Raw genomic sequence first — 20,499 nt, 5'->3', positions numbered from 1 at the left:
GCAAGATTCGGGAATTCGTGCGGAACGCCCCCTCGGCGGGCGCGCATAAAAAACGGCGAGAGACGTCGCCTCTCGCCGGTCAATCCGACTGCCGGGTCGTCATGCGTCACCGATCGACCGCATGTCCGGCGCGCCGGTCGCGCGGCACCGGTCCGCCGCATTCGCGCGCGCTGCGCGAACGGGCCGGACCGGCCGCCATGCTCATGCCTGCGACGTGTCGCTGCCGTCCGTCGCCTGCGTGTCGTCCGCTGCCTGTTCGGTCGCGTCTTCCTTCTTCTCGAGCAGCCCTTCGAGCGCTTCGGCGCCCTTGAAGCCCGCGACGGCCGCGGCCGCCTTCGTCAACAGGCCCGCATCCGGGTCGAGCTTCTCGGCCGCTTCGACAGCCGCCACGGCACCGGCGATTTCACCTACGGTGTTCAGGATACCCATCGTCAACCCCTTTTCGAGCAATCGTGACGTGCATCGTCACACGAAAAAAACCGGCGCAATGTGTCTGTGATCGCCGGATACACAAGTTACGCGCCGGCAAGTACCGGAGCCATGCAGGCAGCGTAGCGGAAAGCGCTCGCGCGCACTGTCAAAGTATGTTCGGCAATACCGACGAACGGCTTACGCCGCGGGCCGTGCGCAATGGAGCGTTCGCCGAATAGTCGCGTACGCATATGAAGGTTGCGCGCGCAAAAAAAAGAGGCTCCCGCAGGAGCCTCTTCGAGCGCGCGCCGGACTCGCGTCCGGCGTCGGCGATCCGACGTTCGTCAGAAGATATTGCGCAGACCGATCGCGATGCCGGTCTGGTTGCTGCGGCCCGGCAGTTCGACGTTGGCCGCGCCGTTCGTCTTGTTGAAGTCGATCGTGCCGTAGATTTCGGTGCGCTTGCTCAGCGCATATTCGGCGATACCGACGATCGCATAGCGGTTGCCGCTCGCGAGCGTGCCGTTCGCGGTCATCGCGTTGCGCATGTGGTCGTAGTAGAACGCGCCCGTCAGCGTCAGCGGCGTGCTGACCTGCCAGCTCACGCCCGCAAACGGACCGTCGTCGATACGGCCGGTGCCCTTCGCGCTCGGAATCGTCTGCTGCGCGAGCAGGCTGTCGACGAAGCCCGTGTCATCCTTCGAGCGCAGGTAGCCCGCGTAGATCTTCGCCTTGCTGAACGCGTAGACGACGTTCGCGTGGTAGATCGTCTGCTTGCGTGCCGAGTTGTCGCTGTTCTGCTGCGCGCCGGCCGCGATGCTGAGCGGACCCATCACGTACGACAGCGACACGCCCCACGCATTGCCCTTGCCGAGCGAGCCCGGAATCTGGCCCGAGAAGCCGCCGGCGCCGGTCGATTCGTAGTTCGTGCCCGTCGAGTACATCGCCTTCGCGGTCAGGCCCGCGAACTTGCCCGTGTACTTGATCTGGTTGTCCGCATACAGGCCGCCGCCGAGTGCGACCGGCAGCCACGCGTTTTCGAGGTAGTTGCCGACGGTCAGCGGATCGTAGGTGTCCGACAGCAGGTCGAACAGCGGCGTCTTCTGACGGCCCAGCGTGACCGTGCCGTACGGGCTCTGCAGGCCGACGTACGCAGCGCGGTTGAACAGGCGGCCGCTGTCGGCGAATGCGCCGTTCTGCAGGTTCACGCCGCTTTCGAGATTGAACAGCGCCTTCAGGCCGCCGCCGAGATCTTCCGTACCGTAGATGCCGAAGCGGCTGTTCGTGATCGCGCCGTTGGTCATCTGCAGCAGGCCGTCGTTGTTCGCGTTCGCGTTGGTGAGGTAGCGAACGCTGACGTCCGCGACGCCCCACAGCGTGACCGAGCTTTGTGCCGCCGCGTACTGGCTGGCGAAAGCCAGCGCCGCGCCCCCTGCAAGTGCTGCGAGTCTGGTGGTCTGCTTCATGAGCTTGCCCTTTTGTAGGTGTCTCCGTTCATTGCCGGCCGCGTGCGCAACCGGGTGGCGATCGCGCCACGCTCATGGCGCGCGCGATGTGGGCTGAATCATAAGACCAGGCCGACCGCTGAAAGAAATTGAATCCGCGGCGGCGGCCGGTTTTGTCGCCCTGGCACAACGCTTGGCGCGCCCGGCCTTGCCTGCCGCGCATCCCGCGCCATCGGTTTCGCGCGCGGCCGCGCCCGTGCGACTGTAAGCATCGGCCGCCGCGACGGGCGCAACCGGCGCGCTCAGGCCGCTCGCGCGTCGCCGCCGCCGGTGTCGCCGCGCCCCACGCGGCGCCGCGCGCGTCGCACGATCTCCGCGAACGCGCCGACGAGCAGCAGCACCGCGCCCCACAGCGCGACGGCCGGCGCGATGCGCGTCGCGAATCCGCCGAGCACCGCGCCGGCCATGAAGCAGAAGCTGATCGTCGCGAGCAGCGCGGAATCGTGCAGCGCGCCGGCGTCGTAGCGCGGAATCAGCCCGACGAACAGCTTCTGCGTCGCGCGTCGCAGGTTGCCGGTCGTCATCACCGACGTGTACGACAGTTCCTCGAGATGCGTGAACGACAGCGTCTGCAGCGTCGCGACGAACGAAATGCCGGGAATCAGCCACGCGCTCGACACGCCGACGATGCCGCTCGCGGCGATGCCGAGAAACGCGATCTCGACGATCAGGCTCGCGAACGCGGTGTGCCGCACCCAGCCGCGCTGGGCGGCGAGCCCGAGCAGGTGCGCGACCAGCACCGCGATCACGAAGCCGACGAGCGGCGGCACGTGGTGCAGCGCAGCGCCCCATTCGCCGGCAGACAGGTTGATGCCGAGCAGCGCGACGTTGCCGGTCATCGTGTTCGCGAACACGTGTCCGTGCCCGACGTAGGTGTACGCATCGAGATAGCCGCCCGACAAGGTCAGCAGTGCCGCGACGGTGAGATTGCGACTGGCGCCGTCGAGATCCATCGATCCTCCGTGTAGCGCACCGCGTGCGGTGCGAGGTCGGGCCCGGCCGGCCGTCGCGACGCGCGCGGCGCATCGGCCGGGCCCATATAATGAACGCCTTCGGACGCGCGTCGCGCGTCGTGCGGCGCGGGCCTGCCGCGTCGCTGCAACGGGCGGCGCGCCGAGTATACCGGCCGTGCCGCCGCACGCCGGCGCGCCGCCGCTTCATCGATGCTCCGCATGACACCCGCGAAATTCTTCCTGCGCTACACCGTGATCCCGTTCGTCGCGATCGTGCTGGTGGCCGTCTGGGCCTTCAACCGCGAATCGGGCGAGATCGATGCGCGCCAGTATGCGGCGCTCGCCGCCGCGTATCCGAACTTCACGCCGAAGCTGAAGCGCGAGGTCGCCGATGCGCTGCGCGGCGGCCGGCTCGCGAAGAACGACTACGCGGCGATCATGCGCGATGCGCTCGACGCCGGTTACGTGATCGATTGGCCCGCCGCGGCGAGCGACGTCGGCAGCGAGCGCGGCCGGCTGCTCGGCGCGGTTACTGACCGAAGCCGGTCAGTCCGATCAGCGCACCGCCCGCGAGCAGCCACAGCGGATGAATCCGCGTGCGGTACGCGAGCACCGCGCAGACCGCGGTGATGCCCCACTGGATCGCCGTGCGGTTCGACGCCTGCGCGATCAGCACCGCGCTCGCCGCGACGAGCCCGGCCGTGACCGGCATCAGCCCCTGCTGCACGTAGCGGCGCCACGGCCGGTCGCGAAAGCGCTCCCACGCGTGCAGCGCGAGCACGGTGACGATCGACGACGGCCCGAACTTCGCCAGCGACGCGACGAGCAGCCCCGGCCAGCCGGCGACGTGCCAGCCCACGAGCGACACGATCATCATGTTCGGGCCGGGCGCCGCCTGCGCGAGCGCGAACAGCGCGGTGAACTCGTGCGCGCTCATCCAGTGATGCACGTCGACGACCTGCCGCTGCATCTCCGGCAGGATCGTGTTGCCGCCGCCGAACGCAAGCAGCGACAGCTGGCTGAAGATCGTCGCGATCGCGATCAGCGTGTCGTTCATCGGCGGCCTCCGTCGCGCGGGTCGGGCGCGGGCGCGCGGGCGGCGGCGCCCGCCGCGGTGTCGCGGCGCCGCGCCGCGAGCCAGATGCTGACGGGCGTCAGCACGAGCATCGTCGTCAGCAGCGGAATGCGCAGCACGGCGATCGCGACGAACGCGAGCGCCGCGATGCCGGCCGCCGCGCGTGCGTGCCGCAGCGGCTTCGCGACCTTCACGGCCATCGCGGCGAGCAGCCCGGCCGCCGCGGCCGCGAGCCCGGCAAACAGATGCTGCACGCGCGGATCGTTCTGCGTCTTCGCGTACAGCACGCCGAGCGCGACGACGACGAGCGTCGGCCCCGCGATCAGCCCGAGAATGCCGGCGAACGCGCCCGGTATCCCGCGAAAGCGCATGCCGACCGCGACCGACAGGTTGATCACGTTGCCGCCGGGCAGGAACTGGCAGAGGCCGAGCAGATCGGTGAATTCGTCGGCGGACAGCCAGCGGCGCTCCTCGACGATCGTGCGCCGCGCGAACGGCAGCGCACCGCCGAACGACATGAGGCCAAGCGACAGAAAACCGGTGAACAGCTCGGCGAGGCCGACCCGTCGCGGCGGCGTGACGGGCGGCGGAGAAGCGGATGGCATGGGGTTCCTCATCGAAAGTAGGCCGAGGTTACCGCCGATCCGCGCGGCGGCAAAACGATTTTATCGACGCGCCTTTGTGATCTAGAATCACAAGCATGCGTCGCGACCTGCCACCCTTCTCCGCGCTTCGGGCCTTTGAAGCCGCGGCCCGCCATGAAAGCTTCAGCGCTGCCGGCGACGAGCTGCATGTGACCCACGGTGCCATCAGCCGGCAAATCGCCGGCTTCGAGGCATGGCTCGGCAAGCCCGTGTTTCACCGCTACGGCAAGCGCGTGAAGCTCACCGACGAAGGCCGCCGCTATCTCGACACCGTGCGCGCCGCGTTCGACAGCATCGCGCTCGCGACCGAGCAGCTGCGCCACACCGGCACCGCGCGCGTGCTGCGCATCAATGCACTGCCGACCTTCGCGATGAAATGGCTGCTGCCGCGGCTGTCGCGGTTCCAGCGCGACGTGCCGAACGTCGAGTTGAAGCTGTCGACGTCGAATGCGCCGCTCGACACGCTCGACGGCTTCGACGTCGCGATCCGGCGCGGCCCCGGCCACTGGCCGGCATGCACGAGCGGCCACTTCCTCGACGAAAGCGTGATTCCGGTCTGCAGCCCGGCGCTGCTCAAGCGCGCGCCGATCGCGCGCGCGGACGATCTCGCGCGGCACGTGCTGCTGCATTCGGATACGCGGCCGGAAGGCTGGCGCGACTGGTTCGCGGCGGCCGGCGTGACGATGAAGGCGCGCAAGCGGCAGTCGTTCGACCACTTCTATCTCGCGCTGCAGGCGGCCGTCGACGGGCTCGGCGTCGCGCTCGGCCCGCTGCCGCTGATCGACGACGAACTCGCGAGCGGCCGCCTCGTGATGCCGCTCGCCGGCCCGCGCATCGCGACGCGCAGCTACTGGTGGATCGCGCCGCGCGCGCCGGCGGACGATCCGCTCGTCGCGCAGTTCTGCGGGTGGCTGGAAGCGCAGTCGAACGTCGGCGCGTAGTACCGCCCAGTTCGACCGGGCAGGCGGCGCGGGCGGCCTTGCACCGCCCGCTGCCGCGCATCGCTCAGACCACCGGGCCCGGCTCCTTTTCCTTGCGCAGCAGCGCGTACAGGATGATCGCGCCGAACGTCGCGGTACCGATGCCGCCGAGCGCGAAGCCGCCGATCTTCAGCGAGAAGTCGCCGGCGCCGAGCACGAGCGTGACGGCCGCGACGATCAGGTTGCGGTTGTCGGAGAAATCGACCTTGTTGACGACCCAGATCCGCGCGCCCGTCACGGCGATCAGCCCGAACACGACGATCGACACGCCGCCGAGCACGGCGCCCGGAATGGTCTGGATCACCGCGCCGAACTTCGGCGAGAAGCCGAGCACGATCGCGATCACCGCGGCAACGGCGAACACGAGCGTGGAATAGATGCGCGTGACGGCCATCACGCCGATGTTTTCGGAATAGGTCGTCACGCCGGTGCCGCCGACGCTGCCCGACACGATCGTCGCGAGCCCGTCGCCGATGAACGCGCGGCCGACGTAGCGGTCGAGGTTCTGCCCCGTCATCGCGCTGACGGCCTTGATGTGGCCGAGGTTCTCGGCGACGAGGATCACTGCGACGGGCGCGAGCATCAGCATCGCGTGCGGATCGAACACCGGCGCGGTGAAGGCCGGCATCCCGAACCACGCGGCATGCGAGACGATCGAGAAGTCGATCGGCTTGCCGAGCCCCATGCCGTTGGTCGCGATCGCATAGATCACGTACGCGATCACGAGGCCGACCAGGATCAGCAGCCGCTGCATCATGCCGCGCGCGAACACCGCGACGCCGCCGACGCAAAGCACGGTGACGAGCGCCATCGTCGAATCGAAGTTCGACGCCGACACGCCCTTGACCGCGATCGGCGCGAGGTTCAGCCCGATCACCGCGACCACCGCGCCCGTCACGACGGGCGGCATCAGCGTTTCGATCCAGCGCGTGCCGATCGCCGACACGAGCGCGCCGAGCGCGACGTACACGACGCCGCACGCGACGATGCCGCCGAGCGCGACGGGAATGTTCGGGTTCGGGCCGCTGCCGCCGTAGCCCGTCACCGCGATCACCAGGCCGATGAATGCGAAGCTCGAGCCGAGATAGCTCGGCACGCGGCCGCCGACCAGCACGAAGAACAGCAGCGTGCCGATGCCCGACATGAAGATGCAGAGGTTCGGATCGAAGCCCATCAGCAGCGGTGCGAGCACGGTCGAGCCGAACATCGCGACGACGTGCTGCACGCCCATCGCGACCATCTGCGGCCACGGCAGGCGCTCGTCGGGGCCGACCACGCGCGCGGACGCGCCGGTCGACTGCACCCGCCAGCGCGGGAAGTAGGAATCGGACATGGGAAAAAGGGCTCCTGTCGGTCGCCGGCTGCGACGGTGCGCCGGTCTGGAAACTCGCGCGAGTTTACGGAGCGGAAATGGGGCTGGCAAGCGCGGCCCGCACACTCGGCGGCGCGCGGCGGTACGAACCGACGGCCGCGCAATTTCGAACCTGTCCGCTTCCAGCGCGCGGCGCGCTGCCCTACAGTACGCGGACCGCTGCGATACCAGGGCGCAGCGGGTTGTGAGTGGCTCCCTCTCGCCGCCCGCGCGTTGCGTCGGGCGGCTTTTTTATGCGCACGCCGATCGCGCCCGTGGCCCGCTGCCGCGTCGCGCGACGTGAGCGGGCGCTCACATCGCGCGACGCGCGCGGTCCGTCACGGGTTGATGTACTGGAACAGCGACAGGTTCTGCAGCTGCGCGTACGCCTTCTGCGCGCCTGTCAGCGCGTTCTGCATCTGCAGGAACTGGCTGATCGTCGACACCATGTTGGTGCTCGTCAGATCGGCGAGGTTGCTGGTCACCTGCAGCGTATTCGTCTGGTTCACGGCCTGCATCGCCTGGATTTCCTGCTCGCGACCGCCGACCGACGCCTGCACGGTGAGGATGTTCGTCATCGTGTTGTCGAGCTTCGTCGTGCCGGTCGTCATCGCGTTCGCGAGCTTCGCGGCCGCGGCCGTGTCGCTGCCGATCGGCACCTTCAGCGCCGCGATCATGGTGTCGAGCGTCGCGAACACGTCGGTGCCGGCCTGCGGCGCGGGCGTGACCGAGAACGTGTCGTTCGGCGACGGCGTGCCCGACACCGGCACCGACAGGCCGCTGCCGAGCGCGATCGCCGTGCCGGCGGCATACGGTTGCGGCGCCGTGGTCGTCGGCGGCGCGACCGTCTCGTCGGTCACCGTGTAGGTCGGCGCGGCCGCCGTGCCGCCGAACGTGATCGTGAAGGTATGCGTGTTCGTCGCGGCCGACGGATCGGTGATCGTCACCGCGCCGATCGTCGCCGTACCCTGATTCGCCGCGCCGGCGGCCGGCACCGGCTGGCTGCCGAGCATCGGCACCGACAGGAACACGCTCGCGCCGTCGTCGCCCTGCGCGATCGTGCGCGTGTCGGCGATCTGCACCTGCCGCGCGCCGCGGTCGCCGCTGTAGACCACGCCGCCGCCCGTGTCGTTCGCGAACGGCGCCGTCGTCGACTGGTAGCCCGCGAACAGGTAGTTGCCGGCGCCGTCGGTCGAGTTCGCGAGCGTCAGCAACTGGTCGCGATAGCCCTGCAGCTGCGTCGCGAGCGCCGACCGGTCGCTGTCGGACAGCGCGCCGTCGCCGGCCCGGATCACGATCGAATGGATGCTGTTGAGCAGGTTGTTCACGCTCGTGAGCGCCTGATCCTCCTTCTGCAGCGACGACAGCGCGACGTTCTGGTTCGTCGCGTACTGCGACAGCGTCGCCGACGTCATCGACAGCTGCACGGCCTGCGCCGCGCCGAGCGGGTTGTCGGCGGCCGTCGACAGGCTCACGCCGCTCGAAATCTGCTGATACAGCTGCGCGAGCTGCGCCTGCTGGTCGCTCATCTGCGCGACGTTCAGCTGGTAGAACTGGGCTGTGGAAATCCGCATCGCTTCGATCCCCGGAATCAGTTGAACAGGCCGAGCACGGTCTGGAACAGCGTCGCCGCCGTCTGGATCACCTTCGCGTTCGCCTGGTAGAGCTGCTGGTACTGCATCAGGTTCGCCGCTTCCTCGTTCTGGTTCACGCCCGACACCGACTGCTGCGCGGACGTGATCTGGCCGACGAGCGCCGTCTGCGCGGCGCTCGACGACTTGAGCTGGCTCGCCGCGTTGCCGATGTCGTTCACGTAGCTGGCGTACGCACCGGTCAGCGTGACCGTGCCGTTGCCGAACGACTTCGCGGTGACGAGCTTCGAGAGCGCGAGCGCGTTGGTGCCGTCGTTCGTGCCGCCCGCGTACGGGCCGATCTGGAACGTATCGCCGTCGGCCGGCGCGCCGGACAGCGACACCGTCACGCCGCTCAGCGCGCCCGGTGCGGTGCCCGACATCGTCAGCGTCGCGCCGGCGGCCGGGTCGTACGGCACGGGCGTCGTCGAGCTCGTGATCGTCACGGTCTGCGGCGGCGTGCCGGCGATCGTCACCGTCGTGCCGGCCGGGAAGCCCGACAGCGACTTCGTCGCCGCGTCGTAGGTCAGCGTCGTGGCCGGCACCTGATAGCCGGCGCTCACCGGCCCCTGCGTGATGGTCGCGGTGCCCGCGTTGGTCGACGCGGCCGACGTGACGACCGGCGACGCGGCCGCGATCGCGGAACCGTTCGAGGTCGCGAGCTGGAAGCCGTCGAGCGCGCCGCGCGTCGGCAGCACGGTGAACTGGTCGCCGGCCTGCATCGTGCCCGACGACACCGAGAAGTCGAGCCCGCCGATCGAGCCGGGCATCGTGTTCGACGTGCCGACCACCGAGCCCGTCGCACGGTCGGTCAGCGTGTACTGCGTGCCGTCGAACGACAGCGTGTAGTCGCCGGTGGTCGGCTGCGACGCGTTCGAAAACGACACCGACAGCGTCGCGTCGCCCTGGTTGCGCGTGTCGGTATAGACGGTCGGCGCGCCGACCGCGAACAGGTTGCTGCCGACGTTGCCCGACAGATCGATGCCGAGCGCGTTCTGCGCGTTGACCTGCGCGGCGAAGCTGGCCGCGATCGCGCCGAGCTTCGCCTGCGCCGGATCGAGCGTCTGGCTGCGGAACGCGAGCAGGCCGCCGAGCGTGCCGCCGGACAGCGACGTGTCGGGCAGGTACTGGTTCGGGCCCGGCGGATTTGCGCCGGCGATGCCCTGCGACACGACGGTCAGCTCGCTCGGGTCGGACGGCGACGTGACGGTCGCGAGCTGATAGCTCTTGTCCGCGACGACGAGCGGCTGGCCGCCCGCGAGGAACACGCTGTAGCCGTCGCTGTTGCGCACGACCTGCACGCCCGCGAGGCTCGACAGGTTCGAGACCGCGAGGTCGCGCTGGTCCATCAGCTGGTTCGGCGGCTGCCCCTGGCTGCTCGCGGCCGCGATCTGCTGGTTCAACTGCGCGATCTGCGCGGTGTAGGTGTTGATCTGCGATACGGTGCTCGTGAGCTGCGTGTTCACGCTCTGGCGCAGCGCGTCGTACTGCTGGCCGGCGGCCGTGATCTGGTCCGCGAGCGTCTGCGCGTTGCTTATCGCCGTCTGCCGCACCGTCGGGTCGGCCGCGTTGTTCGCGACGTTCTGGAGCCCCGTGAAGTAGTTCGTGATCGCGGTCGAAATGCCGGCGGTCGGGCTGCCGATGTAGTTGTTCAGCTGCGCGACGAGCGAATACCAGGTCGACAGCGCGCCGCTTTGCGTCTGCGCGGTGTTCAGCTGGTCGCTCAGGTACTGGCTGTACTGCCGCTGCACGGTGACGGTGTTCACGCCCTGCGGCAGGTAACCGCTGCTCGTGTACTGGCCGCTCGCTTCCGCGTAGACGGGCCGCTCCACCGAATAGCCGGGCGTCGCGGCATTGCTGATGTTCTGACCGGTCGTCGTGAGGCCCCAGAGCGCGGCGTTGAGGCCGCTGACGCCGAGGTTCATGAGTGTGTTGGACATGCGCGATCCTGATGAGCCGGCCGCGCTGCGGCCGCCGGGTTGCGTGACTCCCGGTATAACGGCCGCGGATCGAAAAAATTGAGGGAAAAATGGCCGCCCGACGCGCATGTCGCGCATCGGGCGCCGGCGCTGCCCGAAGCGACGCCGGCGAGCCTGCCGCGCGCCGTCGCGGCGCGGCGCGTCAGGCGCGCGCGAGCGAGCGGCGCTTCATCTCGAGCTGCGTGATCAGCCGCTGCAGCGTGTTTTCGGCGCTGCCCGGCAGCGACAGGAAACGAAAGCCGAGCTGATAGCGGCGCGCGCCGTTCGGCAGCTGCGTCGCGCGCTGCGACACGAGCTGCAAGTCGAGCGACAGCTTGCCGTGCCCGGTCAGCTCGAGCTCGACGTCCGGCAGCACCGTGCCGAGCGCGAGCGCCTCGACGCGTTCGTCGGCCGTGCGCAGCCCGACGCCGCCGAGCGACAGGTTGTGCACCTCGAACTGGAAGCGCTCGCCGTCCGGCAGCGCGCCGCGGCACAGGAACGGATCGACGACCGGCGCGTCCACACGGAAATACTCGCGGCGCTGGATGCACACGAGCACGTCGGGGAAATCGGCGACGAACGCCGGCAGCCCCTCGTAGCGCGTCTCGCGCGGCGTGCCGGTCGTGAATTCGACGCGCACGCCTTCGGGCGCGGCCGAGAACGCGCAATGCGCCGCGCCGAGAATGCTCGCGTTCTGTTCGGACAGCGCGCCCCAGTCGAACGTGAACGTGCGTGCGCCGACATCGACTTCCAGCAGGCGCGTGACGAGCTGGCCGCCCGGATACTCGACGGTCAGGAAATCGCCGCGGTTCACGAGATTGCGCAACTGGACGCCGATTTCCAGCGGATTGCGGCGGGCGTAGTCGGGGCCGGAGTGGCCCGAGTCCAGGCTCGGGTCCGTCGACGTTTCGATATTCATGGCTAGCCGGTCTTTCTTGTCATGGGCGCACGCGTAACCGGTGCGCGATAAAACCGGGCCAGAATACGGGGCCCGGACGCAGGTCTCTCACACTTAGCGGCAGTGCTGACCGAAAGTTTAGATCGATTTGCCGAATTTTTTTGCGCAAACGTTGAAACCGCGCGCGGCGGGGTGCCGGGCGCGGTCCGTCGGAGGCCAAAGCGTCAGCGATTCGTCAGCCGATCTGCTGCATGATCGAAATCAGCTTTTTCGCGTAGTTCGGGTCCGTCGCATAGCCGGCCTTCTGCATCCCCTGCGCAAAGCCCTCGACGCTGCGGCTCGCGCTCAGCACGCCCGCATAGCGCGGATTGTTCTTCAGCAGGTTCGCGTAGTCGGTCATCGCGTGCTCGTACGAGTCGTACGCGCGGAACTTCGCGACGACGCGCCGCGGCGTGCCGTTCACGTATTCGGTCGTCAGCGCCGATACCGTGCGGCCGGTCCAGCCGCGCGTCGCCTTGATGCCGAACACGTTGTAGCTGGTCGAGCCGTCGGCCGCGCGGATCTCGCGCTTGCCCCAGCCCGATTCGAGCGCCGCCTGGCCGACGATGAAGCGCGCCGGAATGCCGGTCGCCGCGCTCGCCGCCTGTGCGGGGCCGGCGAGGCGGTCGACGAACGCGTCCGCGTCCGGCGCACCGGTCGCGCCCTTCAGCGGCGGCGTCAGCGCGCTGCCGGCCGAATAGCCGCGCGCGCGCGACAGGCCGCCGTTGTTCGCCGCCGCGTTCGCATAGGCATTCGCCATCGCGCTCATCGCGGCGAGGCTGCCTTCGTTGCCGGCCGCGCCGAGGCCGGCGCCGAGATCGCCCGCCGCGCCGGCGCCCGCGCCCTGCCCGGCGTTGCGCATCAGCTGCTTCATCAGCGCGTCGGCGACGCCGATGCCGCGCGACGACATCTGCTGCGCGAGCTGCTGGTCGAGCATCGACGTGTACATCTTCGACGTATGCGAGTCGAACAGCCCGCCTTCGGGCGTCGCATCGCGCATGCTCTTCAGCATCATCTGCGTGAACATCGCGTCGAACTGGCCTGCGACCGCCTTCGCGCCGCCCTGCGGCGACTGCTTCGCCTGCGCGCGCAGCGCGTCGAAGCCCTGCACGTCGAGCGCGAAGCGCTGCGTGAGGTCGGTGGTACCGGGGAAATTCGCCATTTAGATGATCTCCAGGTCCGCGCGCAGCGCACCGGCCGCCTTCATCGCCTGCAGGATCGACATCAGGTCGGCCGGCGTCGCGCCGAGCGTGTTCAGCGCCTTCACGACGTCCGCGAGATTCGCGCCGGCCGTCACCATCTTCAGCGCGCCGTTGTCCTGCTTGAGCTGGATCTGCGACTGCTGCGCGACGACCGTCTGCCCGTTCGAGAACGGCCCCGGCTGCGACACGACCGGCTGCGTGTTGACGACCACCGACAGGTTGCCGTGCGCGACCGCGCAGCTTTGCAGCGTGACCATCTGGTTCATCACGATCGAGCCCGTGCGCGCGTTCAGGATCACCTTCGCGGCCGCCTTGTCGGGGCTCACGTCGAGGTTCTGCAGCCGCGCCATGAACGCGACCTGCTGCGCGGGATCGGCCGGCGCGGCGAGCTGGATCGTCCGCCCGTCGAGCGCGGTCGCGACGCCCGGACCGAAGCTCGAATTGACGGCCGCGACGATGCGCTGCGCGGTGCCGTAGTCCATGTCGTTGAGCTGCAGCTGCAGCATCCCGTTCATCTGCGCGAGCGCGTTCGGCACCGAGCGCTCGACGATCGCGCCGCCGACGATGCGCCCGGCCGCGAGCTGGTTCACCTGCACACGGCTGCCGTTCGCGCTCGCGCCGGCGCCGCCGACCGCCATGTTGCCCTGCGCGAGCGCGTACACCTGCCCGTCCGCGCCCTTCAGCGGCGTGAGCAGCAGCGTGCCGCCGCGCAGGCTCTTCGCGTTGCCGAGCGACGACACCGTCACGTCGAGCGCCTCGCCCGGCCGCGCGAACGGCGGCAGCGTCGCGGTCACCATCACGGCCGCGACGTTCTTCAGCTGCATGTTGTTCAGCGACGACGTGCCGCCGTTCGCGGAGCCGTTGTTGATCGAGATGCCGAGGTTCGCGAGCATGTTCGCGAGCGTCTGCGTCGTGAACGGCGTCTGCATCGTCTGGTCGCCGGTGCCGTCGAGGCCGACGACGAGCCCGTAGCCGATCAGCGGGTTGTCGCGCACGCCCTGGATCTGCGCAAGGTCCTTCAGCCGCTCCGCATGCGCCGCGGGCGCGCCGAGCGCGCCTGCGACGGCGATCAGCAGGCCGGCGGCCGCGGCCGGCACGCGCGACGAGAGGCGGCGCAATACGGTGTCGTGCATCGTCTTCACCACGGCGCGATGTTCAGGAAGAAGCGCTGCAGCCAACCCATCGTCTCGGCCTCGTTGATGTAGCCCTTCGCCGAGTATTCGATCCGCGCGTCGGCGACCTGCGTCGAGTACACCGAGTTCGACCCGGAGATCGTGTTCGGATTGACGACGCCCGAGAAGCGCACGAATTCGTTGCCCTGGTTGATCAGCATCTGCTTTTCGCCGCTGACGACGAGGTTGCCGTTCGGCAGCACGTTCGTGACGGTCACCGTGATCGTGCCGTTGAACGTGTTCGCCGCGCTCGCGCCGCCGGTCGCCGCGAACTTGTTGGTGCCGGCCGCCGACAGGTTCGCCTTGCTGAACAGCCCGCCGAGGAAGCCGGCGGTCGGCACGTTGAAGTCGGTGTTGCCTTGCCGGTTCGTGTTCGCGCCCGACGATTTCGTCGCGTTGATGTTTTCCGCGATCACGATCGTCAGGATGTCGCCGATGTTGCGCGGCCGCTGATCCTCGAACAGCGGCCGGCCCGCGTAGCCGGGATTGAAGATCGAACCCGGCGCCTGCATCGATACCGGGAGCGGCGGCTGCGCGGTCATCGGCTGCTGGACGATCGGCTCGCGCGGAATCTGCGCGCAACCGGCGAGCGCCGCCGCCGCGAGCGCGCAGGCGGCGCGGACGGCGGTGGGCGGGAGAAGGCGAACCTGCTTCATGGCAACGACTCGGTCCGGTTAGCTCTTCATCTGCGTGACGGTCTGCAGCATCTGGTCGGACGTCGTCACGGCCTTGCTGTTGATCTCGTACGCACGCTGCGTCTGGATCATGTTCACGAGTTCCTGCACGACGTTCACGTTCGACGCCTCGACGTAGCCCTGATTGAGCGTGCCCGCGCCGTTCAGCCCCGGCTGCGACACGTTCGGCGCGCCCGACGACGTCGTCTCCGCGAACAGGTTCTCGCCCTTCGCCTCGAGGCCGGCCGGGTTGATGAAGGTCGCGATCTGCAGCGAGCCGATCTGCACCGCGTTGCTCGAGCCCGGCTGCGTGACCGACACGACGCCGTCCTTGCCGATCGTCAGCGACGTCGCGTTCTGCGGCACCGTGATCGCCGGCAGGATCTGATAGCCGCTCGACGTGACGAGCTGGCCCTGCGCGTTGGTCTGGAACGAGCCGTCGCGCGTGTACGCGTTCGTGCCGTCCGGCATCAGCACCTGGAAGAAGCCCGCGCCGTTGATCGCGACGTCCTTCGAGTTGCCGGTCTGCGTGAGGCTGCCCTGCGTGTAGAGCCGCTCGGTCGCGACCTGCTGCACGCCGGTGCCGAGCTGCAGCCCGGACGGCAGTTCGGTCTGCTGCGTCGAGTTCGCGCCCGGCTGGCGGATCGTCTGGTACAGCAGATCCTCGAACACCGCGCGCGAGCCCTTGAAGCCGTTGGTGCTGACGTTCGCGAGGTTGTTCGAGATCACGTCCATCTGCGCCTGCTGCGCGTTCATGCCGGTAGCGGCGATATAAAGCGAACGATTCACTTGTCAGGTTCTCCTGCGGGGGGGCTGGCGCGGCTCGCTCAGCTGAAGTTGAGCAACTGGTTCGCCGACTGCTCGTTCTGGTCGGCCGTCTGGATCAGCTTCGACTGAAGCTGGAATGCGCGCGCGTTGTCGATCATCGCGACCATCGCGGTGACCGGATTCACGTTGCTGCCTTCGAGCGAATTCGGCACGACCGCGACGTTCGGATCGGCGTCGGCCGGATTGCCGTCGGCGGTGCGGAACAGGCCGTCGTTGCCGCGCACGAGCGTGGCCGGATCGGGATTGACGAGCTTCATCTGATCGACGATCGCGACGGCCGTCGGCGGATCGCCCGGCATCAGCGCGGACACCGTGCCGTCCTTGCCGATCGTCACTTCCGCATTCGGCGGCACCGAGATCGGGCCGCCGTTGCCGACCACCGGCAGGTTGCTCGCGTTCACGAGCTGGCCGTTCTGGTCGACGTGCAGGTTGCCCGCGCGCGTGTACGCCTCGCTGCCGTCCGGCAGCTGCACCGACAGCCAGCCGGGGCCCTGCACCGCGACGTCGAGCGGGTTGCCGGTGCGCGTGATCGGGCCCGGCGCGAAGTCGGCGCCCGGCGTCGACGCGAGCACGTAGGTGCGCGTCGTGTTCGGATCGATCGCGCTGCCGTCGCCGAAATTCATCGGCACCGCGCGGTAGGTCGCGAGCTGTGCGCGAAAGCCCGTCGTCGACGCGTTCGCGAGGTTGTTCGCGACGATCGCCTGCTGGTCGAGCGACTGCGACGCGCCGGTCATCGCCGTATAGATCAGTCGGTCCATGGCTGCCCGTTATCCGCGCGTTACAGATTGATCAGCGTCTGGTCGACGGTCTGCTGCGTCTTGATCGTCTGCGCGTTCGCCTGGTAGTTGCGCTGCGCAGTGATCAGGTTCACGAGCTGCGACGTGAGGTCGACGTTCGAGTTCTCGAGCGCGCTGCCCTGCAGCGTGCCGTGGTTCGTGCTGCCCGGCACCGAGATCTGCGGGACGCCCGACGCGGCCGTCTCGGCGTACTGGTTGCCGCCGATGTTGACGAGCCCGTTCGGGTTGTTGAAGTTCGCGAGCGCGATCTGGCCGAGCACGGCGGTCTGCCCGTTCGAGTAGTTGCCGGTGAGCTTGCCGTCGGTGCCGATCGTAAAGGTCGTCAGCGTGCCGCTCGCGTAGCCGTCCTGCGCGAGATTGTTCACGCCGTCCTTGCCGCCGTACTGCGTGGTGCCGGTCAGGTCGAGCGTCAGCGTCTGCGGCGTCGCGGAGCCGTCGGTGTTCGGCACCGTGAACTGGAACTGGCCGAGCGCCGCGGTCGGCGTGGCGGGCGAGCCCGTCGTCGTGCCCGAGATCGCGCCCGACGAATCGAACTGGATCGTACCGAGATCGTTCGTCGTGCCGCCCTGCACGCCCGCATACGCTTCCCAGGTGCCGGCTGCGGACTTCACGAAGTAGATGTTGACGGCCTGCGAGCCGCCGAGCGAGTCGTACACCTGGATCGACGTCGAATAGTTGTAGGTCGTCGTGTCGGTCGCGTCGAACGGCGTCTTGGTCGGCACCGTGTCCTGCGAGTTCAGGTTGAACTGGCCGGTGATCTTGGTCGTCGCGGTGGGCGCGATGTTGGTCGTCGGCGCCTGCAGCGGCACGGTCTGCGCGGTGTTGATCACGCCGTTCTTGTCGGCCGCGTAACCCATCAGGTTCAGGCCTTGCGAGTTGACGATGTAGCCGTTCTTGTCGCGCTGGAACGTGCCGTCACGCGTGTACGTGATCGTGCCGTTGTTCGACATCTGGAAGAAGCCGTTGCCGTTGATCGCGACGTCGAGCGACGAGTTCGTCGTGTTGATCGTCCCCTGCCCGAACTGCTGCTGCACCGACGCGAGCGCCGTGCCGATCCCGATCTGCGTGTTGACCGACGTCGCGATCGAGTTCGCGTACATGTCGGAGAACTGCGCGGTGCTCGACTTGAAGCCGACCGTATTCGCGTTCGCGATGTTGTTGCCGATCACGTCCAGCGCGTTCGATGCGCCGGCGAGGCCGCTCAGACCCTGTTGATAACCCATTTCGGTCTCCGTTTCGAGGAAGCTGGATCAGTTGGTGGACGCGCTGCCGGACGACGACGAGCCCGTGTTCGGGAAGATCGACGCGACCTGCGTGAGGCCCACCGTCGAACCGTTCGACAGCACGAGCCCCGGCGTGCCGTCCGACTGCTTGATGACGCTCTGCACCTGCGCGGCGGTCAGCACGGTCGGCGCATAGCTCTTGCCGTCGGTGCCCGTGTACTGCGCGCTGATCGTGTACTGGCCGTCCGGCAGCGCGTTGCCGGCCGCGTCGGTCGGCGTCCAGTTGAACGGCACGGTGCCGGCCGACTGGCTGCCCGCGTTGATCGTGTTCACGACCGCGCCCGCCGAGTTCTTCACGGTGATCGTCAGGTTCGACACGTCGGAAGTCAGCGACACGCCGAACGGCGACGCGGCGCCGCTCTTCACCGCCACCGTATCGCCCGGCGCGAGCACGTTCGAGCCGATCAGCAGCGCGGCCTGCGTCTGCTGGCCGGCCGCGAGCTGCGTCGACAGCGACGTCAGCGACGTATTCAGCTGCGCGATGCCGCTCACCGTGTTGATCTGCGCGAGCTGCGACGTCATCTGCGAGCTGTCGACCGGGCTCGTCGGATCCTGGTTCTGCAGCTGCGTGACGAGCAGCTTCAGGAACGTCGCCTGCAGGTCGCTCGCCGACGTGCCGGTCGTCGACACGTTGTTGGTGTTCATCGTGTCGGTCGGCAGCGTCGATACGTTCGCGCCGTTGCTGCCGATCGTCGTGGAGGAGGAGGTCATGCTCGGTGGCCTTGTGTCGAAACTGTCGGGTCGGTCGAATCGGGCGCCGCGCGGCTCACGAGCCGATCGTCAGCGTCTTCAGCATCAGTTGCTTCGCGGTGTTCAGCGTCTCGACGTTGGCCTGATACGAGCGCGACGCCGAGATCATGTTCACCATTTCCTGCACCGGGTCGACGTTCGGCATCTGCACGTAGCCGTTCGCGTCGGCGGCCGGGTTGGCGGGGTCGTAGGTCGACTTCATCGGCGACGGATCGTCGATGACCTTCGTCACGCGCACGCCGCCGACGCCCTGGCCCGACGCGGTGCGCGCGCCGCCGATCGGATCGGTCGCGAACACGACCTGCTTCGCCTTGTACGGCTTGCCGTCGGGGCCGGTCGCGCTGTCGGCGTTCGCGAGGTTCGATGCGGTGACGTTCAGGCGCTGCGACTGCGCGGACAGCGCCGAGCCGGCGACGCCGAAGATGTTCATCAACGAGGGCATGAAGGCTCCTTGTGCTCGGGTTCGGAAACGGCGCGCGCGCTCACGAGTTCGTCGTGATCGCGGCGATCATCGCCTTGATCTGCTGCGTCATCACGGTCATCCCGGTCTCGTAGTGCAGCGCGTTGTTCGCGAACTGCACGCGCTCGACGTCGAGATCGACCGTGTTGCCGTCGAGCGACGGCTGCAGCGGCATCCGGTACTGCGCGCGCCCGTAGTCGTCGGACGGGCCGCCGGTCGGAATCAGCTTCACGGTGCCCGCCATGTGGCCGGGCGCCGTCGAGGCCATCGTCATCCCGCTCGTCACGCCGGCCGGCTGCGCGAGCGGCAGCTGCGCGGCGTTGCTCGGCGCGAGTCCGCCGTTCGCCTGCTTCAGCGAGCGTGCGAGCGTCGACGCGAAATCGACGTCGCGTGCCCGATAGCCCGGCGTATCCGCGTTCGCGATGTTCGACGACAGCAGTTCCTGCCGATAGGCGCGGACGTCGAGCGCCTGTCGCCCGAACGCGAATTCGGCATCGAGTTTGTCCAGCATCTGTGCGTCCTCCGGATGAAGCGCTGCACGCCTGCCGCGCCGCGCGGGCCCGGAAGGCTTTTTTCCATGACAGCGATGGTAGGCGGCGCGCGCAACCGGCAATCGTGCGAATAACGCGGCAAAGCCCCCCTCTATTCATCGTTTGCGCGCCGGGCGCGCTCCCTAGAATGCGAAGCGGATCAACGGATCGAGGACACGGCGATGACGGGCGGCGCACTTCGCGGAACGGACGAACGGCGGACGCAGCGCCGGCGTGCGCGCGCGCTCGGGCTCGCCGCCGCGCTGTCGGTCGTCGCGGCGGTCGCGCACGCGGACGACGGGATGATCGTGATTCCCGGACGCGGCGACACGGCCGAGCACGCACTCGCGAGCGCGAATGCCGCGAGCGGCGGACGGCTCGGCGCGAACGACGCCGCGCCGACGCGCGCCGCAGCGAATGCGGGGGCCACGGGCACCACGAGCTTCGTGGCGAACGGGCCGGTCGATGCGGCGCCGGGCACGCGCGGCAATGCAGCCGCCGTCGCACCGGCAGCCGTCGCGCCGCGCGCGGCCGATCCGAGCGGTATCGTGACGGTCGTTGCAGGCGCGTCGGACGCGGTGCCGAACATCGTGAAAACGCCGCCGCGCACGGCGCTCGCGACGCGCGCCGTATCGGCCGTATCGGCAACACGCCCTGCCGCCGTCACCGCGGCCGTGACAGCCGCACCCGCTTCGCCGCCGCCGACGCAATCGGCCGGCGCCCCCGCCCAGCAGGACCCCGACACGATCCGGCGCGCGGCGCTCGCGTTCCTGCAGCAGCAGATCGCCGGGCTGCCCGGCAAGACGAGCGCGACCGTCGCGCCGGCGTTCCCGCGCGGGCTCGCCGCCTGCACGACGCTCGAGCCGTTCCTGCCGACCGGCGCACGGCTCTGGGGCCGCACGACGGTCGGCGTGCGCTGCGCGGGCGAGCGGCCGTGGACCGTCTATCTGCAGGCGAAGGTCACCGTGCACGCGACCTACTACGTCGCCGCGCGGCAGATCGCGCCCGGCGAGCCGCTGAGCGCGGCCGATCTCGTCGCACGCGACGGCGATCTGACGGTGCTGCCGCTCGCGGTGATCACCGACCCCGCGCAGGCGATCGGCGCGACCGCGCTCGCGCGGATCGCAGCCGGCCTGCCGCTGCGCCAGGACATGCTGAAGAGCGCGGCGTCGGTGTCGGCCGGGCAGACGGTGCGCGTCGTCGCGGCCGGGCCCGGCTTCACGATCTCGGCCGAAGGCAGCGCGCTCGCGAATGCGGCGCCCGGCCAGTCGGTCAGGGTCAGGATGGCGGCGGGCCAGATCGTCACCGCGATCGTGAAGGACGCGGGGACGGTGGAGATCCCGCTGTAAGAATGCAAA

20 protein-coding genes and 1 pseudogene are annotated in these 20,499 nt (G+C 68.9%); 3 read left to right on the top strand and 18 right to left on the bottom strand.

Annotated elements, in window-relative coordinates:
• Positions 1–201 precede the first annotated feature (201 nt).
• The 3 genes from BCR55_RS08545 to BCR55_RS08535 form a co-directional block, all read right to left on the bottom strand.
• Positions 202–429 carry a hypothetical protein gene (locus tag BCR55_RS08545; RefSeq protein ID WP_035488925.1) on the bottom strand — a complete coding sequence of 76 codons (228 nt, stop codon included), beginning with the start codon at positions 427–429 and terminating at the stop codon, positions 202–204.
• 326 nt (positions 430–755) lie between these two features.
• The gene (locus tag BCR55_RS08540) at positions 756–1,877 is read right to left on the bottom strand and encodes a porin (RefSeq protein ID WP_006402775.1); all 1,122 of its coding nucleotides are present in this window, start codon (positions 1,875–1,877) and stop codon (positions 756–758) included.
• Between the two features lie 281 nt (positions 1,878–2,158).
• A complete protein-coding gene (locus BCR55_RS08535; protein ID WP_059939377.1) occupies positions 2,159–2,869 on the bottom strand; it encodes a YoaK family protein in 711 nt (236 codons plus the stop codon).
• A gap of 219 nt (positions 2,870–3,088) precedes the next feature.
• On the opposite strand from BCR55_RS08535, the pseudogene BCR55_RS30430 reads away from it, so the two are divergent.
• Positions 3,089–3,400, top strand: a pseudogene (locus BCR55_RS30430) (hypothetical protein); the annotation flags it as partial.
• Here the strand turns inward: BCR55_RS30430 and BCR55_RS08530 are convergent.
• On the bottom strand, positions 3,399–3,926 hold the full coding sequence (locus BCR55_RS08530) for a chromate transporter (RefSeq protein WP_065494448.1): 528 nt from the start codon (positions 3,924–3,926) through the stop codon (positions 3,399–3,401). The pseudogene BCR55_RS30430 and the gene BCR55_RS08530 sit on opposite strands and share 2 nt — an antisense overlap.
• Entirely contained in the window at positions 3,923–4,549 is a 627-nt protein-coding gene (locus BCR55_RS08525) for a chromate transporter (RefSeq protein ID WP_006408019.1), read from the bottom strand. The genes BCR55_RS08530 and BCR55_RS08525 overlap by 4 nt, the downstream gene beginning before the upstream one ends.
• A gap of 95 nt (positions 4,550–4,644) precedes the next feature.
• Here BCR55_RS08525 and BCR55_RS08520 point away from each other — a divergent pair, with 95 nt between their 5' ends.
• Complete coding sequence (locus tag BCR55_RS08520; RefSeq protein WP_006408020.1) at positions 4,645–5,529, top strand: transcriptional regulator GcvA; 885 nt, start codon at positions 4,645–4,647, stop codon at positions 5,527–5,529.
• A 64-nt stretch (positions 5,530–5,593) separates the two neighbouring features.
• Here the strand turns inward: BCR55_RS08520 and BCR55_RS08515 are convergent, their stop codons facing one another.
• The 13 genes from BCR55_RS08515 to flgB form a co-directional block, all read right to left on the bottom strand.
• A complete protein-coding gene (locus BCR55_RS08515) occupies positions 5,594–6,901 on the bottom strand; it encodes a solute carrier family 23 protein (RefSeq protein WP_065494447.1) in 1,308 nt (435 codons plus the stop codon).
• A gap of 356 nt (positions 6,902–7,257) precedes the next feature.
• A complete protein-coding gene (flgL, locus tag BCR55_RS08510; protein ID WP_065494446.1) occupies positions 7,258–8,493 on the bottom strand; it encodes a flagellar hook-associated protein FlgL in 1,236 nt (411 codons plus the stop codon).
• Positions 8,494–8,510: 17 nt separating this feature from the next.
• Positions 8,511–10,490: a flagellar hook-associated protein FlgK gene (flgK, locus tag BCR55_RS08505; protein ID WP_065494445.1), complete on the bottom strand. Its 1,980-nt coding sequence runs from the start codon at positions 10,488–10,490 to the stop codon at positions 8,511–8,513.
• A gap of 181 nt (positions 10,491–10,671) precedes the next feature.
• The gene (locus BCR55_RS08500) at positions 10,672–11,427 is read right to left on the bottom strand and encodes a flagellar brake protein (protein WP_006408025.1); all 756 of its coding nucleotides are present in this window, start codon (positions 11,425–11,427) and stop codon (positions 10,672–10,674) included.
• A gap of 214 nt (positions 11,428–11,641) precedes the next feature.
• Complete coding sequence (flgJ, locus tag BCR55_RS08495; RefSeq protein WP_065494444.1) at positions 11,642–12,607, bottom strand: flagellar assembly peptidoglycan hydrolase FlgJ; 966 nt, start codon at positions 12,605–12,607, stop codon at positions 11,642–11,644.
• On the bottom strand, positions 12,608–13,780 hold the full coding sequence (locus BCR55_RS08490) for a flagellar basal body P-ring protein FlgI (protein ID WP_035946349.1): 1,173 nt from the start codon (positions 13,778–13,780) through the stop codon (positions 12,608–12,610).
• Positions 13,781–13,785: 5 nt separating this feature from the next.
• The gene (flgH, locus tag BCR55_RS08485; protein ID WP_059939364.1) at positions 13,786–14,475 is read right to left on the bottom strand and encodes a flagellar basal body L-ring protein FlgH; all 690 of its coding nucleotides are present in this window, start codon (positions 14,473–14,475) and stop codon (positions 13,786–13,788) included.
• Between the two features lie 18 nt (positions 14,476–14,493).
• A complete protein-coding gene (flgG, locus tag BCR55_RS08480) occupies positions 14,494–15,282 on the bottom strand; it encodes a flagellar basal-body rod protein FlgG (RefSeq protein WP_006402761.1) in 789 nt (262 codons plus the stop codon).
• A gap of 38 nt (positions 15,283–15,320) precedes the next feature.
• Positions 15,321–16,079, bottom strand: coding sequence for a flagellar basal-body rod protein FlgF (gene flgF / locus BCR55_RS08475; RefSeq protein ID WP_065494443.1), 759 nt, complete (start codon positions 16,077–16,079; stop codon positions 15,321–15,323).
• A 20-nt stretch (positions 16,080–16,099) separates the two neighbouring features.
• On the bottom strand, positions 16,100–17,341 hold the full coding sequence (gene flgE, locus BCR55_RS08470) for a flagellar hook protein FlgE (protein ID WP_006409603.1): 1,242 nt from the start codon (positions 17,339–17,341) through the stop codon (positions 16,100–16,102).
• Positions 17,342–17,368: 27 nt separating this feature from the next.
• A complete protein-coding gene (flgD, locus tag BCR55_RS08465) occupies positions 17,369–18,112 on the bottom strand; it encodes a flagellar hook assembly protein FlgD (protein ID WP_006402758.1) in 744 nt (247 codons plus the stop codon).
• Positions 18,113–18,167: 55 nt separating this feature from the next.
• A complete protein-coding gene (flgC, locus tag BCR55_RS08460; protein ID WP_006402757.1) occupies positions 18,168–18,593 on the bottom strand; it encodes a flagellar basal body rod protein FlgC in 426 nt (141 codons plus the stop codon).
• A gap of 40 nt (positions 18,594–18,633) precedes the next feature.
• The gene (gene flgB, locus BCR55_RS08455) at positions 18,634–19,122 is read right to left on the bottom strand and encodes a flagellar basal body rod protein FlgB (RefSeq protein ID WP_006402756.1); all 489 of its coding nucleotides are present in this window, start codon (positions 19,120–19,122) and stop codon (positions 18,634–18,636) included.
• A gap of 201 nt (positions 19,123–19,323) precedes the next feature.
• Here flgB and flgA point away from each other — a divergent pair, with 201 nt between their 5' ends.
• Positions 19,324–20,490, top strand: coding sequence for a flagellar basal body P-ring formation chaperone FlgA (gene flgA / locus BCR55_RS08450; RefSeq protein WP_065494442.1), 1,167 nt, complete (start codon positions 19,324–19,326; stop codon positions 20,488–20,490).
• The last annotated feature ends 9 nt before the right edge of the window (positions 20,491–20,499 follow it).

The organism is Burkholderia sp. CCA53, from assembly GCF_001685525.1.
GTDB lineage: Bacteria > Pseudomonadota > Gammaproteobacteria > Burkholderiales > Burkholderiaceae > Burkholderia > Burkholderia multivorans.
The sequence above is the reverse complement of the archived record's forward strand: the minus strand, read 5'-3'. Positions and strand labels throughout refer to the sequence as shown.

Excerpts from the sequence above, each read along its gene's own strand:
- BCR55_RS08545 (WP_035488925.1), bottom strand. The coding sequence starts at position 429 with ATGGGTATCCTGAACACCGTAGGTGAAATCGCCGGTGCCGTGGCGGCT.
- BCR55_RS08540 (WP_006402775.1), bottom strand. The coding sequence starts at position 1,877 with ATGAAGCAGACCACCAGACTCGCAGCACTTGCAGGGGGCGCGGCGCTG.
- BCR55_RS08535 (WP_059939377.1), bottom strand. The coding sequence starts at position 2,869 with ATGGATCTCGACGGCGCCAGTCGCAATCTCACCGTCGCGGCACTGCTG.
- BCR55_RS08530 (WP_065494448.1), bottom strand. The coding sequence starts at position 3,926 with ATGAACGACACGCTGATCGCGATCGCGACGATCTTCAGCCAGCTGTCG.
- BCR55_RS08525 (WP_006408019.1), bottom strand. The coding sequence starts at position 4,549 with ATGCCATCCGCTTCTCCGCCGCCCGTCACGCCGCCGCGACGGGTCGGC.
- BCR55_RS08520 (WP_006408020.1), top strand. The coding sequence starts at position 4,645 with ATGCGTCGCGACCTGCCACCCTTCTCCGCGCTTCGGGCCTTTGAAGCC.
- BCR55_RS08515 (WP_065494447.1), bottom strand. The coding sequence starts at position 6,901 with ATGTCCGATTCCTACTTCCCGCGCTGGCGGGTGCAGTCGACCGGCGCG.
- flgL (WP_065494446.1), bottom strand. The coding sequence starts at position 8,493 with ATGCGGATTTCCACAGCCCAGTTCTACCAGCTGAACGTCGCGCAGATG.
- flgK (WP_065494445.1), bottom strand. The coding sequence starts at position 10,490 with ATGTCCAACACACTCATGAACCTCGGCGTCAGCGGCCTCAACGCCGCG.
- BCR55_RS08500 (WP_006408025.1), bottom strand. The coding sequence starts at position 11,427 with ATGAATATCGAAACGTCGACGGACCCGAGCCTGGACTCGGGCCACTCC.
- flgJ (WP_065494444.1), bottom strand. The coding sequence starts at position 12,607 with ATGGCGAATTTCCCCGGTACCACCGACCTCACGCAGCGCTTCGCGCTC.
- BCR55_RS08490 (WP_035946349.1), bottom strand. The coding sequence starts at position 13,780 with ATGCACGACACCGTATTGCGCCGCCTCTCGTCGCGCGTGCCGGCCGCG.
- flgH (WP_059939364.1), bottom strand. The coding sequence starts at position 14,475 with ATGAAGCAGGTTCGCCTTCTCCCGCCCACCGCCGTCCGCGCCGCCTGC.
- flgF (WP_065494443.1), bottom strand. The coding sequence starts at position 16,079 with ATGGACCGACTGATCTATACGGCGATGACCGGCGCGTCGCAGTCGCTC.
- flgE (WP_006409603.1), bottom strand. The coding sequence starts at position 17,341 with ATGGGTTATCAACAGGGTCTGAGCGGCCTCGCCGGCGCATCGAACGCG.
- flgD (WP_006402758.1), bottom strand. The coding sequence starts at position 18,112 with ATGACCTCCTCCTCCACGACGATCGGCAGCAACGGCGCGAACGTATCG.
- flgC (WP_006402757.1), bottom strand. The coding sequence starts at position 18,593 with ATGCCCTCGTTGATGAACATCTTCGGCGTCGCCGGCTCGGCGCTGTCC.
- flgB (WP_006402756.1), bottom strand. The coding sequence starts at position 19,122 with ATGCTGGACAAACTCGATGCCGAATTCGCGTTCGGGCGACAGGCGCTC.
- flgA (WP_065494442.1), top strand. The coding sequence starts at position 19,324 with ATGACGGGCGGCGCACTTCGCGGAACGGACGAACGGCGGACGCAGCGC.